This is a genomic window from Devosia polycyclovorans (assembly GCF_042181575.1).
GTDB classification, from domain to species: domain Bacteria; phylum Pseudomonadota; class Alphaproteobacteria; order Rhizobiales; family Devosiaceae; genus Devosia; species Devosia polycyclovorans.
The window spans coordinates 1,305,316-1,319,243 of record NZ_CP170082.1; the positions used below are offsets into that span (position 1 = coordinate 1,305,316).

Sequence of the window (13,928 nt, forward strand, 5' to 3'; positions counted from 1 at the left end):
ATCATGTCCACTGCCACCAGTTCTCCGGCACCGCGCGCCAACAGCAATGCATCGGCGCTGCTGCTGCTGCTCAAATTGCGGACATTCATAGCCCTAATCGTGGTGACCCTGTTTTTCGCGTTGATGGCGCCGAACTTCGTTTCGGTTGCAAATGCCATCATCATCTCCAAACACGTGGCCATCAACGCGATCCTGGCCATCGGCATGACCTATGTCATCCTGACCGGTGGTATTGATCTGTCCGTGGGTTCGATTGTCGGGCTCACCGGCATGGTTGCAGGCGGGCTACTGGCCCATGGGCTGCAACTGCCCATGTTGGGCATAATCGTCTATCCCAATGTGTTGGAAGTTGTTGCAATCGCCTTGCTGGTCGGTACGGCCATCGGCGCCATAAATGGGCTCTTGGTGACCAAATTAGGGGTCGCGCCCTTCATCGCGACCCTGGGCACGCTCTATGTGGCGCGCGGTGCGGCGCTCCTGCTCTCGGGCGGCTCGACCTTCTCCAATCTTGTCGGCAAGGAGGAGCTGGGAAACCAGGGCTATCCCATCATCGGCTCGGGCAATGTGCTGGGCATCCCTGTGTCAATCATCATCCTCATCGTTCTGGCACTGGTTGCAGCCTATGTCGCGCAGCGCACGCCTTTCGGGCGCAAAGTCTATGCCGTGGGCGGCAATGAGCGGGCTGCCGCGCTGTCTGGCGTTCGGGTCGATCGCATCAAGATCGCCGTCTACATGATCTCGGGCTTTTGTGCGGCAGTGGTTGGCCTCATCGTTTCCTCCCAATTGGTGGCCAGTCACCCCGCAAGTGGCGAGACATTCGAACTCAACGCGATTGCAGCCGCAGTGCTGGGCGGAACGTCACTGTCAGGCGGACGCGGCCTTATCGGTGGGACGATTATCGGCGCCTTTGTCATCGGGGTGCTCAGCGACGGCCTAGTCATGATGGGTGTCTCCGAGTTCTGGCAAATGGTTATCAAGGGGCTTGTGATTATTGCGGCCGTTGTTCTTGACCAATTGCAGCGGCGATTGGCTGCCAATACTCGGCAGTAGCACTGACGGTCTGGCGCTCACTCCTCGTCAGGCGGGTCTGAGCCGGCGATAAATTCAGCCAAACTGACTGCGAACATCTCCCAGTTTCGTTGACTCCCTTGCCGTTCGAAGTTAAAGCTAAAAAACCGCAAATAATCCAAAGTAGCCGAAAATGGTGTCGATTGCGGAACCCGGAGCTTGAGGCTCTACAGGAGGACCAACATGAAGTTTGCAAAGACGATTGCAGCACTGGCCGTGGGCGCGATTGCCAGTGTTTCGGTGACGTTGCCCAGCGTGGCGCAGGATCTAATCGTGATTATCACGCCCAGCCACGACAACCCCTTCTTCAAAGCTGAGGCAGACGGTGCCAAGGCCAAAGCCGAGGAGTTGGGCTATTCCACCCAAGTCTATTCGCACGACGATGACGCCAACAAGCAGAACGAGCTGATCGATACCGCAATCGCTGCTGGCGCCAAGGCGATCATCCTGGACAACGCAGGCGCAGACGCGTCAGTGGCGGCCGTGCAGAAGGCCAAGGATGCCGGTATCCCGTCTTTCCTGATTGACCGTGAAATCAATGCCACCGGCGTTGCCGTCGCCCAGATCGTTTCGAACAACTACCAGGGTGCCACACTGGGCGCGGAAGCCTTCGTGGAAGCCATGGGCGAAGCCGGCAACTACGTCGAACTCGTCGGCAAGGAATCCGACACGAATGCCGGCATCCGATCTGCTGGCTACCACGACGTCATCGACCAGTACCCGGACATGGTCATGGTGGCCCAGCAATCGGCCAATTGGAGCCAGACGGAAGCCTTCACCAAGATGGAATCCATCCTGCAGGCCAATCCCGACATCAAGGGCGTGATCGCAGGCAATGACACCATGGCAATGGGTGCTCTGGCCGCGCTGGAAGCAGCTGGCCGCAACGATGTGATCGTCGTCGGCTTCGATGGCTCGAACGACGTTCGCGACGCCATCCTGGCTGGCAAGATCCACGCGACCGTGCTGCAGCCGGCTTATCGCCAGGCTCAGTGGGCCGTCGAGCTTGCCGACAAGTATCTCAAGGAAGGCTCCACCGGCATGGATGAAAAGATCTCCATGGACTGCGTGCTCATCGACGAAAGCAATGCAGGTGATCTCGAAACGTTTGCTCTGGCTGACTAGCAAGCTCGTTAGTCAGACTTGAATCTCCCGACGAGGCCGGCGCTACGAAAGTAGCGTCGGCCTTTGGCATGGTGGGGGGACGGCGTGGATCATGGCCCGCCGCGGCGCCCTGGTGGGCTCAAATGGACGGGCCGGTTCAAGAGACAAGCGCAGTATTGCTGGCCGTCTGACCGCGGTGCGGGGCCTTTTGAGGCCAGAGCCGGGGTCATCGTTGTTGGTCTAGCGGCGCAGTGATCTGGTGCACCCACCACCATGGCTCACTCACATCATCCCAACAAAAAAGCCCGCCGTCAGGAACGGCGGGCCAAGTCGGGCAGGTTGATCGAGCTCACTAACCGAAATTGGCCAGTTCCTGCACACCGCGATGGAAGCGGGCGAGCTTGGCGTAGAAGTCTTCCAGGATGTAACGAATGTCGATGGAGTCATAGACCTTGATCGGCCGGTGCTGGCCGGTGTGGACGTAATGCATGTGCGGGCTGAATTCGGGAGCAGGGCGCCATTCATAGGTGCCGCCCATTGGATTTAGGATCACCGAGAGCGACGGGGTATCGCCCAGTGACCGATGCTCGATCGGGCCTTTGTGGACGCGCAGGTTCCAGTCAATGAGCTGATCGACGAGATACTTGCCGATTGGGCCCTTGTCCTCGCAACGCTCCTGCAGCTCGGCATAGCTCACCGACATCATGCGATAGACGGTGGACGGGATTTGCCAGACCTGGACATTTGACCGCATGACCACATTGGCAGCGGCGATGTCGTTCATCAGGTTGAACTCGCGCCCACCCGAGGGCCACGTACCGCCGCCGATCCAGACGCAGATGACATTGCGCTCGTTGAGCCTGGGCTCCATCAGAATGGCCGAGGCCATGTCGGTCAGCGGCCCCAAGAAGGCGACATAGAGCGGACGGTCGTCGTCCTTCATCGCCTCATCGATGATCATCTGCGCGCCGGGCGAGGGGACGGCCGTCTGCTCGTCCGGAAGCGCTGTGGCCGCGCCGTTGGCGACAGGGATGCGGCCGGACAGATCCATCAGATCGAGCAGGTGGTCGATTTCCTTGCGGCTATCTTCCATTGCGGTTTTCGAGCGGTGGTCGCCGAAATGGGCGGCGATGATGCCGTGGAAATCGAAGGTTGGGGTCAGAAGGGCATGGACGATGGTGAACTGATCGTCCGCCTCGTTCTTGGCATCGGTATTGAGGATCAGGCGGGCACGCTTTTCGCGCGGCAGATTGGTCATGATTTAGTCTCCCATCGCGCCGAACAGCGCCTTCTGAGCGATCTTGAGGGCGCCGATGGCGTCGTGGCGGCTTTGTGCTTCTCGCAGAGCGTCTTCGTCCAGCGCATCGAGACCCTTGGCTGCAGCCTTGAGGAAATCGATCGCGTGGGTCGCCGTGGCGACGCTGTCCTCACGGAACGGGAACTGGTCGAGCTGCCAGACGCCTTCCCACTTGTTCTTCTTGAGCACGTGGAAGAACTCGAAGAGTTCGATCGGATGGAGGCTGCCTGCGACCAGGTCGTCGTCCCAGGAGCGATAATTGTCGTTGACGTCCATGCCGAACAGGCGACCGTAATCGATAGCCAGCTGCGCACTGTCGGCAGCGGATTCCCCGCCCATGATTGCGTGGCCGAAATCGAGCAGGATACCAATGTTTGGTAGGCCGATCTTTTCGATGCCCAGAATGGTGCGGGCCACCGAACCAAAGCTCATGCGTACGCGCGGTTCGCGCGGCTTGTATTCGATGACGAATTTGAGGTCCGGGTTTTCCGAAGCCAATTGGCCGACGCCATCGAGCGAACGCTGCCACTGCGTTGAATAGTCAACCTGGAAGGGATAGTCCCAGCCGTCCTGGCCGGGCCAGAGCTTGACATAGTCGGCCTTGTGGTAGCGGACGACGTCGCAGGCGGCGGTGATGAGTTCGTGCGCCTTGCGGCGGATGCCGGCATCGGGGTTGGTGAAGGCGCCCTTGACGAAATCGCGGGTGTAGATTTCGGGCGTAATGCCGATCACTTTGAGGTTGTTGCGATCCAGCGCTTCCTTGATCTGGGTGTCGGAGAACTCGCCGCCGAAGTAGGGCCAGTTGAGGTCGACCACCGACAGGTCGCTGACCTGACCGGCCAGATCGATGGCCTCGATGATATTGCGCGGCACGCCATAGCCATCGGTGGCGTAGCGGTCGAGGTAGGTGGCGAAGTGCCAAATGCCGGCGCCGAAGCGGGGTGTGGTCATGGAGTTCTCCCTAGGTCGTCTTGTTGTTTGTCGCCAAAGTCTGGGTCACGGCGGATGCCCAGCGCTGACGGTGTTCGGAGCTTTGTGCCGCGCTCATGCTCGGCTTGTACTTATCGGCCGCCGGCACGCCTGGCATAGCGATGCCGAGCGCCGAAAAGGCGAGGGCGGCGGCGCCGAGCGCACTGACTTCAGGGGCCGCAGCGGCCGCAACCGGCCGGCCCAAAATGTCGGACTGGAACTGCATCACCAACGGGTTGCGCGAAGCGCCGCCATCGGCGCGCAACTCACCAAGGGCCGAGCCCATATCGGCTTCCATGGCCGTATAGACATCGGCAACCTGGAAGGCGATGGCTTCAAGGGCGGCCCGGGCGAGATGCGCCGGCTTAGTCCCGAGGCTCATGCCGGTCACGGTTCCGCGCGCATCAGACCGCCAGTAAGGCGCGCCCAGCCCGACCAAAGCGGGTACGAACGTCACGCCATTGCTGTCCGACACAGTTTCGGCGAGGGCCGACAAGGCCGCAGCATCGGCCAGGCCCAAAAGTTCGGCAACGAAAGCGGCAGTTTGGCCAGAGACCGAAATATTGCCTTCGAGAGCATATTGCGCCTTGCCGTTCTGGCTCCAGGCGATGGTGCTCGAAATGCCATGGGTGGACCGGATGCGTTTGGGCGTCAGCGCCATCAAAGATGTGCCGGTGCCATACGTGCCCTTGACGGTGCCCGGCGCGCGCACGCCGTGACCGAACAGGGCCGCGTGAGAATCCCCGATCATGGAAAGGATCGGCGTGCCCGTGGGCAGGGCGCAAGCGCCTTCAGTCGTGGTGCCGAAGCGGCTATCGGAGGATTTGACCTCGGCCAGCATGGACATCGGCACGTCAAACAAGGCGCAGAGTTCGGCGTCCCAGCTGAGAGTCTCAGTGTTGAAGAGCTGGGTGCGTGAGGCGTTGGAATGATCGGTGGCGTGGACGGCGCCGCCCGTCAGGCTCCACAACAGCCAGGTGTCGACCGTGCCGACGCGTAATTCGCCCTTCTCGGCGCGTGCCCTGGCGCCGGGCACATTGTCCAGAAGCCAGGCGATCTTTGCCGCCGGGAACAGGGGGTCGAGAGCAAGGCCCGTGCGCTCCTCGATCATGGAAGCGTGGCCCGCTGACTTCAGCGCCTCGCACTTTGGCGCCGAGCGCCGGCATTGCCAGATGACGACTGGGCCAATCGGCTGGCCGGTTGTGGCATCCCAGACGAGAATGGACTCGCGCTGGTTGGAAATGCCGATCCCCGCTATCGAGCGCCCGGCGGCTTGCGCGACGACATCGGCAATAACCGTCCTCACTCCGGCCACTAGATCGGTTGCGGACTGCTCCGCCCACCCGGGCCGAGGATAGGTCACGACGTTGGGCACGGACGCCTGATAATGCACGCGCCCTGCAGCGTCCACCAACAGCGCCTTGGTGTTGGTGGTGCCCTGGTCGATGGCGAGAATCAGGCTTTGATCGGTCATTTCTTGCGGGCAATAGTCTGTCGGACGGCTTCGGCAATGCCGGTCTCGGTCAGGCCGTAATGTTCCATCAGCCACTCAGCTGAGCCGGTCGGCACGAAGCCGGGAAAGCCCAGTATGCGCATGGGGACGGGACTTGTGGTGGCGACCACCTCGGCCACAGCGCCACCAAGGCCACCGCGCACGGAATGCTCCTCGACGGTGACGATGGCGCCCGTCTCGGCAGCGGCGGCGATGGCCGCTTCGTCCAGCGGATTGACCGTAGCCATGTTGACGACACGAGCAGAAATGCCCTCGCTCCTCAGTGCCGCAGCGGCAGCAACGGCGCGATGGACCATGGTACCGTTGGCAATGATGGTCGCATCCGTGCCATCGACCAGCGTCTCGGCCTTGCCGATTTCGAACTTTGCGCCCTCCGCACGCTGAAGCGCCGGCACCGGCATGCGGCTGACGCGAACGAATACCGGACCGTTGAGTTCGGCGGCGGCGAGAATGGCCTGCTCGGTCTGCCAGGGATCGGCCGGGACGATCAGGGTAAGGTTGTTGAACAGGCGAAGCCAGGCAAGGTCTTCGATGGAGTGATGCGTGGGGCCGAGCTCTCCATAAGCCACGCCTGAAGACTGGCCGATCAGCTTCACATTGACATTGGAATAGGCAATGTCTGCTTTGACCTGCTCCATGGCGCGACCGGTGATGAAGCAGGACGCTGCTGACACGAAGGGCACTTTGCCACCATTGGCGAGGCCCGCGCCAACCGCCACAAGGGTCTGTTCGGCAATGCCGACATTGACCATTCGCTCGGGAAATTTCTTCCTGAACCCGCCCAGCTTGGAAGAGCCCACACTGTCGCTAACAACGGTCACGATGCGTGGATCACGTTCGGCCAGCGTTTCGATCGTGGCAGCGAAGCTGTCGCGGCAATCGAAGAAGCCTTCCTTTTTTGAGGGTGCAGCGCTCATCAGACCAGTTCCGCCATGGCTTGTTCGTATTGTTCCTTGTTCGGCACACCGTGATGCCAGGCAACATTGTCATGCATGAAGCTGACGCCTTTGCCCTTGAATGTATTGGCAATGACGCAGAGCGGTTTGCCTCGTCCCTTGGGAGAAGCCGAGAGGACATCGCGAAGTTGTGCATGATCGTGGCCATCGACCACCTCGACATGCCAGCCAAAGGCCCGCCACTTCTCGTCCAGAGGATCAAGCGTCGCCGTTTCCTCGGTGCGCGCCCCTTGTTGCAGGCGGTTGCGATCGACGATCAGTGTAAGATTCTCGAGCTTGCGATGGGCCGCCGTCAGGGCACATTCCCAATTGCTGCCTTCCTGTAACTCGCCGTCACCAGTGAGCACGAATGTCCGGAAATCCGCGTTGTCGAGCTGGCCAGCAATGGCAATGCCCGTTGCGACTGGCAGGCCATGTCCGAGTGGCCCCGTATTGGTCTCGACCCCTGGAAGGTAGTTGCGATTGGGATGGCCGTTGAGCTTGGACAGCGGCTCCATGTAGGTTTTCAGATCGGCCTCAGGGAAATAGCCGGCAGCTGCCAGAACCGAGTAGAAGGCGCCAGTACAATGTCCCTTGCTCATCACGAAGCGATCACGTCCGGGATCAGCCGGCGCGTGCGGATCATAGCGCATGACGCCAAAATAGAGCGTAGCCAGGATATCGGCGGCACTAAAGTCGCCACCGGGATGGCCCTGCTGGGCTTCATAGACCATCTGGAAACTGCGTCGACGGATCCAAAGGGCCTTTGCCGCAATCTCTGGAACCAGGTCATTTCTTTGCAGAGCGGGCGAGTTCATCCGGGCCTCCCATCGTCAATCAGCAAGCAGATGCGGGATGCAACAGCTGGCGCCGCCCCATATTCAGCGCGCCTCGTCCGACGAAGGTATTCGGATCCTCGCCGCCAAGTGTGCACCAAATGCACCTTGGCCGTCTGCTTTTCCCGATAGCTACAGGGCCATGCGCTTTCGTGCAATAGCGAAAACTTTCGATTTCTGCGTTTTTCTTGTGTGGAGTGGCGTTGGCCGCTCGCTCCTTCGGGAGTTTTCGCTGTGCTGTAAAAGGGTGCTTATGCTAAAGCCCAACAACTGAAATGCGGCGGGTACGGCAGGGGGCGAGATGGAAAAGGTCAGGACGAACAAGCGGAGGCGCGCCATTGAGCAGGGTGGCGGACAGCCTCAATTGCTGGCCGAACCGCGGCGCATGCGCATCCTGGAATGGTTGCAGGAAGAGGGGAGCGCCCGGGTCCGTGACCTTTCCGCTGCCTTTCACGTATCCGAGGCCACCATTCGGCAGGATCTGGAGCGGCTTGACGCGGATGGCTTCATCACCCGCGAGCATGGCGGCGCATTTCTGCGCTCCATTCCCCAGCAGGTTCAGTCCATGTCGCTGCAACACATCGACAATATGGAGAAAAAACAACGGATCGGAGCGGCGGCGGCCGCCCTTGTGGGGGACAACGAAACCCTGATCATCGACTCAGGGTCCACCACCACGCAATTTGCTGAGAATCTGCGCTCGCGTCAGGAACTCAACATCATCACCAATGCGCTCAACATTGCGCTGATTCTTGGCGCGGCGCCCACCAATACGGTGCACATGCCGGCGGGGCAGTTCAAGGCGCCGACGCTGTCGCTAAGTGGTGAGAAGTCGGTCGAGTTTTTCGTCGGCATCTACGCCCAGAAACTTTTTCTGGCGACGGCCGGCGTCTCTTTCGATGTTGGCCTTACCTACCCGTCTATCGGCGATATCTACGTCAAGCGCGCAATGGTCAAGGCAGCGTCGCATGTGTATCTCCTGGCGGACTCCACCAAAATCGGCAAGGTGTCCTTCTCCGCCCTAGGTGGCGTCGAGATGGTGCATACCTTGATCACAGACGATGGCATTTCCGCCAGTGACAAGGCCGAATTCGAACGCCGCGGCGTCGAAGTGATCATCGCCAGCTAGCCTGATTTCCCCAGTTTTGAGTTTTGGCCCTCTCTTTCGCAGAGAGGCATTGACATCGCTTGCCTGCAATCCTAATCGTAGGTAATCGCAAAAAATCGAAAATAACACTAAGCGATTTTGCGATTAGCCGCGGGAGCGTGCGGAGGAAAGACAGCACAACTGTCCTAACTGACAATGGCTTGGTCGAGCCGGTGTTCGAAGGGTGCTGCCCAAAATTCCGAAATGATCCGCATTGGTGGCCGCCGCAACCGGTGGCCGAAAAGGAGGAAAACATGGCACGGCACAGCCGTACTTTGATGTTGCCCATGATGGCAGCGCTGATGACAACCACCGTTTTCGCGCAGGGGGCCATGACTGATGTCGGCACGCCCCGCAGCGAAACAATGATCGTGCAGACATTTGATGGACGTTCGTCCAACCCGTCTGCCCAGAACCCGCTCAACTCCTATGCCATCTGGCGCGGTTTCCGCGAGCTTGGCTGGGCGGCGCTGTGGGAAATGGACACCGCGACCGGCGAAAGCTATCCGGAATTGGCCGATGGCTTCCCTGAAGTGCTCAATGACGAGCACACCAAGTTCCGCGTCAAGATCCGTGAGGGGATCAAGTGGAGCGATGGCGAGGACTTCAATGTCGATGATATCATTTTCACCTTCGACACAGCCTTCAAGTACCGCGACAAGCTGACCAACGTTTCCTCCATCACGCGTCTGGTCGACAGCTACGAAAAGATCGACGATCACACCTTCGAGGTCACCACGGCCACGCCGGTTTATGACTTTGTGACCCGCATGGGCGTTTACACCTGGGGCATGCCCTTCAATTGGGTGCCGCAGCACGTGTTTGAGCCGCTGGGCGACGAGGTCGTGACATTCCAGAATGCCCCGGCCGTCACGCTGGGCGCCTACAAGATCAAGGAATTCGATCCAAACGGTTTCTGGCAGCTCTGGGAGCTGCGCGAGGATTGGGATGAATCCGGCTGGAACATCGACGAGGAGCCGGCCGTCAAATACGTCTACTACAAGGACTTCGGGACCGAAGAGACGCGCGCGCTGGCTTTCGTGCAGAACCAGTACGATGTCGACACCTTCATGAGCCCGGACTCGATTGAGGCTGCCAAGGCGCGCAACCCGAATATCGAAACCTTCTCGCCGACCTTCCCCTATCACGACATGAACGATGCCTGCTCCTATGGCATCTACATCAACAACCAGAAGGCGCCTTACGACATGCCCGAGGTGCGCTGGGCCCTGGCCCTGGCACTTGATCTCGAGCAGGTCGGCATTTCGGCGATGAGCGGCCAGTTCAAGGCCTCGCCACTGCCGCTGGCGGATACGCCGATCACCAATCCGCTTTATGTCGAGCCGCTTGAGTCCTGGCTCGAAGAGCTGACCATTGGGGATGGCTACAAGCCGTTCAACACCGATTTCGGCGCCGATCTGGTCGAGACGCTCGCCTCGCAAGGTGTCGATCAGTCACAGCTGCCCTCGGGCGAGGCTGTGGAAAAAGGCTTCGGTATCGGTTGGTGGAAGCACGATCCCGAACAGGCCGCCAAGATGCTTGAATCGGTTGGCATGACCAAGGGTTCGGACGGATTCTTCACCATGCCGGACGGGTCGCCCTGGGTGCTCGAATTCGTCATTCCAGGCGACTGGAACAAGGTTCTTCAGCGCGTCGGCTTCTCGATTGCCGACAGCTGGCGCCAGGCAGGCTTCAACGTGAATGCCCGCCAGGTGGACAATGGCGAGTTTGGCACTGTCCAGACCACCAATGCCCGCATGGAGCTGCAGATCAACTGGTCGAACTCCTGCACCTATAACGCCAACTGGCAAAACTCCTGGCGCAATTTCCGCGCGGACAACGTCCTGCCCGCAGATTCCAACGACGCTCTCGTGCAGAACTTTGCCCGCATTGTGGATGAACGCATCTTCGACATCGTGTCCGAAAGTGCCAGCCTCGAGATCGGCACAGAAGAGTTTGTCGAAAATGGTCGGCAGATCGCCAAGTATCTGACGGAAGACATGCAGATGATCAATCTCATGAACATCCCGACGACCATCCCGACCAATAGCACCTATTGGACGAACTTCCCCAAGCAGGACAACTTCTACGCTGCGCCCTACACTTGGTGGAGCTCGTTCAAGAAGACCGTCACCAACGTCGAGCCTACCGGCCAGTGACCTCCTGACACGACCGGATGGGGCGGCCATTCCTCAGGGCCGCCCCACACTCTTTCGCAAAAGGACTCCCTGATGGGTGCACTCGTCTACATCGCCAAGCGTTTCGGCCTCTATCTGGCCGTGCTGTTCATTGGCTTGTCCATCACCTTCCTGCTGCCGCGGCTGATGCCGATCAATCCCGTGGACGGCTATATCGGACAGATTCAAAGCCGGGCGAATGGTGCCCTGAGCGCCGAGGCCATTGCAGAGCTCCGGGACAATCTGGAGAACCTTTACGGCCTCAAAGGCAATCTCTTCACCCAGTATGTCGACTACATGAAGCGCATCGTCTTCAGCTTCGACTTCGGGCCATCCTTCACCTATTTCCCCCAGCCCGTGTCGCAGATGCTCATGGCGGCGCTGCCCTGGACCCTGAGCCTGCTGCTGACCGCCACGGTCATCGCCTGGACGCTGGGTAATCTGGTGGGTCTTGTTGCCGGGTACTTTCACACGAAGAAGGCCGCCTCGATCCTCGAATTCGTTGGCATCCTGCTCTATCCCATCCCTTATTACATCCTGGCGGTCACGGTGTTGCTGCTGCTCGCCTACGTCTTTCCGGTCTTTCCGCTATCGGCGACTTTCCCGGTCGGTCAGATGAGCTGGGAGAAAGTCGGGATGATCATCTACAACTCGCTTCTTCCCGGCATCACGCTGGTCCTGGCAGGCTTTGGCTGGAACATCCTCTCGATGAAGGCGCTGGCTGTCGCCACCACCGAGGAACCCTATGTCATCTATGCCCGGCTGAAGGGCGCGAGCAACTGGACGCGGATGACGCGTTACGTGTTCCGCAACGCTCTGTTGCCGCAAGTGACCGCTCTGGCGCTCTCGCTGGGCATGGTCTTCAACGGCGCCCTGCTGACCGAGATGATCTTCTCCTATCCCGGCATTGGCCTTGTCATGCGCGCGGCGGCGACCGGTGGTGACTACAACGTGCTCTATGGCGCGATCACCATCTCGATCATTGCCGTGGCCACCGCCGGGCTGGTGATCGACCTGCTCTATCCACTTCTCGACCCCCGGATCCGCCACAAATGACCATAGACAGCAAAGAAATGGACCCGGTCACCCTGGTCGAAACGCCGCAAGCGGCAGAGCCCGGACTATTCCAGTCATTCCTCTGGCTCATCAATCCGCGCCTGGCGGTTGGCCTCACCATCCTGACGGTCATGGGACTTGGCAGCTTCATCCTGCCGCTTTTCGCGCCGGCTGATCCGTCCGTGCAAGCCACCTACATGCGCAACTTGCCAGCTTCGGGCGCCCACTGGCTGGGTACCAATGCCCTGGGTCAGGACATTTTCTGGTTCCTGGTCTTTGCCATCCGCAATTCGCTGATGCTGGGGGTCCTGGTTGCTGTCGGCGTCACCATCGTTGCCACCACCGTCGGCCTCAGCGCGGGCTATATTGGCGGGCGCTTCGAACGGCTGGTCATGCTGATCGTCGACACGTTCATCACCATCCCGCTGTTGCCGATCCTCATCATCCTGGGGTCGCTGATCCGGGGAAACACCTCGTTCTTCACCGTAGGCTTCATCATCATCATTTTCGGCTGGGCCTGGGATGCGCGCACGGTACGTTCCATGGCGCTCTCGATACGCGAGCGTGAGTTCATCAACATGGCCCGGTTCTCCGGTGCCAACACCGCCCAGGTCATCATCCGCGAGGTGTTCCCCTACGTGATGGCCTATACGCTGGTGGGCTTCATCAACACCATCCTGTTCGCCATCAATCTGGAAGCCACCCTCGCGGTCATCGGTCTGTCCAAGGTGGAAGTGCCGACGCTGGGGTCAATCATCTTCTGGGCGCTCAACTACAACGCGCTGTTCACCGGGCATTTCCTCTGGCTGGTCGCGCCCATCATCGCCTCCGTGACGCTGTTTCTCGGACTGTTTCTGACTTCTACCGGCTTTAACGCCGCATTTGCTGAAAGGCGCGGTGTCCAATGATCAGCATCAAGGACCTCCAGGTCAGCTATCGCCTTGGAACGCGGACCATTCACGCCGTCGATGGCGTGACCCTGGATATTCCCGATGGGTGCATTGTCGGCATTGCCGGGGAGTCGGGCTGCGGAAAGTCGACCCTGATGAAGGCCATCTATGGCGACATCACTTCGCCCATGCACTTGTCGCGCGGCTCGATCACCTATGGGCTGAAGAGCGCAAAAGGCCGTCAGGTCACCGCCCAGAATATTCGCGAAGAATGGTTCAAATCCATTTCATACGTTCCGCAGAGCTCGATGAACTCGCTCAACCCGGTGATCCGCATTCGGGAACAGTTCATCGACTTCCCGGGGACCGACAGCAACAAGAAGCGCGTTCTCGAACGCGCCCGGGCCTATATGGGCAAGCTGGGATTGCCTCCTGAAGCCATGGATTCCTATCCCCATCAGCTGTCCGGCGGCATGCGGCAGCGCATGATGATCGGCCTGGCCACCTTCTTCCAGCCCGAACTGATCATCGCTGACGAGCCGACCACGGCCCTCGACGTCGTGGTGCAAAAGGACATCCTCATGCTGCTCATGGAGCTCCAGGAGGAAATGAAGAACACCATCCTGGTGGTCTCGCACGATATGGGTGTCCATTATCAGGTCACCCACAAGATGCTCATCATGTATGCCGGTCGCGTGGTCGAATACGGCGACACCGATAGCGTCTTCTCCGATCCCCAGCACCCCTACACCAAGATGCTGATCGACTCCCTGCCCACCATTGGCGACGACAGCATGCGCGGCCTGATGGCCAGCGCCGCCGGGGCCAGCGGTGACCGTGCCTATCGCGTTGAGCCAATCCTGCATGAAGTCAAGCCGGGGCACTTTGTTGCCCAGGCCGCGGCCGCGCCCGTTGCGCAGAGCGTAGGAGCCTGAT

At 59.9% G+C, this 13,928-nt stretch carries 12 protein-coding genes; 7 read left to right on the top strand and 5 right to left on the bottom strand.

Features of this window, described 5'->3' with window-relative positions; all coding sequences use genetic code 11:
• Positions 1-3 precede the first annotated feature (3 nt).
• A complete protein-coding gene (locus ACE4RL_RS06655) occupies positions 4-1,050 on the top strand; it encodes an ABC transporter permease (protein WP_375599720.1) in 1,047 nt (348 codons plus the stop codon).
• A 201-nt stretch (positions 1,051-1,251) separates the two neighbouring features.
• Positions 1,252-2,193 (top strand): D-ribose ABC transporter substrate-binding protein, encoded by a 942-nt coding sequence (locus ACE4RL_RS06660; protein WP_375599721.1) that lies wholly within the window; start codon positions 1,252-1,254, stop codon positions 2,191-2,193.
• A 331-nt stretch (positions 2,194-2,524) separates the two neighbouring features.
• On the opposite strand, the gene ACE4RL_RS06665 is transcribed toward ACE4RL_RS06660, so the two are convergent.
• From ACE4RL_RS06665 to ACE4RL_RS06685, 5 genes are read right to left on the bottom strand one after another with little or no spacing between them, the layout of a single operon-like run.
• Complete coding sequence (locus ACE4RL_RS06665; RefSeq protein WP_375599722.1) at positions 2,525-3,430, bottom strand: nucleoside hydrolase; 906 nt, start codon at positions 3,428-3,430, stop codon at positions 2,525-2,527.
• Between the two features lie 3 nt (positions 3,431-3,433).
• Positions 3,434-4,420 carry a sugar phosphate isomerase/epimerase family protein gene (locus tag ACE4RL_RS06670; protein WP_375599723.1) on the bottom strand — a complete coding sequence of 329 codons (987 nt, stop codon included), beginning with the start codon at positions 4,418-4,420 and terminating at the stop codon, positions 3,434-3,436.
• A gap of 10 nt (positions 4,421-4,430) precedes the next feature.
• Positions 4,431-5,912 carry an FGGY family carbohydrate kinase gene (locus tag ACE4RL_RS06675; protein ID WP_375599724.1) on the bottom strand — a complete coding sequence of 494 codons (1,482 nt, stop codon included), beginning with the start codon at positions 5,910-5,912 and terminating at the stop codon, positions 4,431-4,433.
• Complete coding sequence (locus tag ACE4RL_RS06680; RefSeq protein ID WP_375599725.1) at positions 5,909-6,868, bottom strand: transketolase family protein; 960 nt, start codon at positions 6,866-6,868, stop codon at positions 5,909-5,911. Before ACE4RL_RS06680 ends, ACE4RL_RS06675 begins: the two co-directional genes overlap by 4 nt.
• Positions 6,868-7,704: a transketolase gene (locus ACE4RL_RS06685; protein WP_375599726.1), complete on the bottom strand. Its 837-nt coding sequence runs from the start codon at positions 7,702-7,704 to the stop codon at positions 6,868-6,870. The genes ACE4RL_RS06680 and ACE4RL_RS06685 overlap by 1 nt, the downstream gene beginning before the upstream one ends.
• 319 nt (positions 7,705-8,023) lie before the next feature.
• On the opposite strand from ACE4RL_RS06685, the gene ACE4RL_RS06690 reads away from it, so the two are divergent.
• The 5 genes from ACE4RL_RS06690 to ACE4RL_RS06710 all read left to right on the top strand — a co-directional run bounded on the left by ACE4RL_RS06690 (position 8,024) and on the right by ACE4RL_RS06710 (position 13,927).
• Positions 8,024-8,851, top strand: coding sequence for a DeoR/GlpR family DNA-binding transcription regulator (locus tag ACE4RL_RS06690; protein ID WP_375599727.1), 828 nt, complete (start codon positions 8,024-8,026; stop codon positions 8,849-8,851).
• Between the two features lie 272 nt (positions 8,852-9,123).
• Positions 9,124-11,028, top strand: a complete 1,905-nt coding sequence (locus tag ACE4RL_RS06695) for an ABC transporter substrate-binding protein (RefSeq protein ID WP_375599728.1) — start codon at positions 9,124-9,126, stop codon at positions 11,026-11,028.
• 72 nt (positions 11,029-11,100) lie between these two features.
• Positions 11,101-12,102, top strand: a complete 1,002-nt coding sequence (locus ACE4RL_RS06700; RefSeq protein ID WP_375599729.1) for an ABC transporter permease — start codon at positions 11,101-11,103, stop codon at positions 12,100-12,102.
• On the top strand, positions 12,099-13,010 hold the full coding sequence (locus ACE4RL_RS06705; RefSeq protein ID WP_375599730.1) for an ABC transporter permease: 912 nt from the start codon (positions 12,099-12,101) through the stop codon (positions 13,008-13,010). The genes ACE4RL_RS06700 and ACE4RL_RS06705 overlap by 4 nt, the downstream gene beginning before the upstream one ends.
• On the top strand, positions 13,007-13,927 hold the full coding sequence (locus ACE4RL_RS06710; RefSeq protein WP_375599731.1) for an ABC transporter ATP-binding protein: 921 nt from the start codon (positions 13,007-13,009) through the stop codon (positions 13,925-13,927). Before ACE4RL_RS06705 ends, ACE4RL_RS06710 begins: the two co-directional genes overlap by 4 nt.
• The last annotated feature ends 1 nt before the right edge of the window (position 13,928 follow it).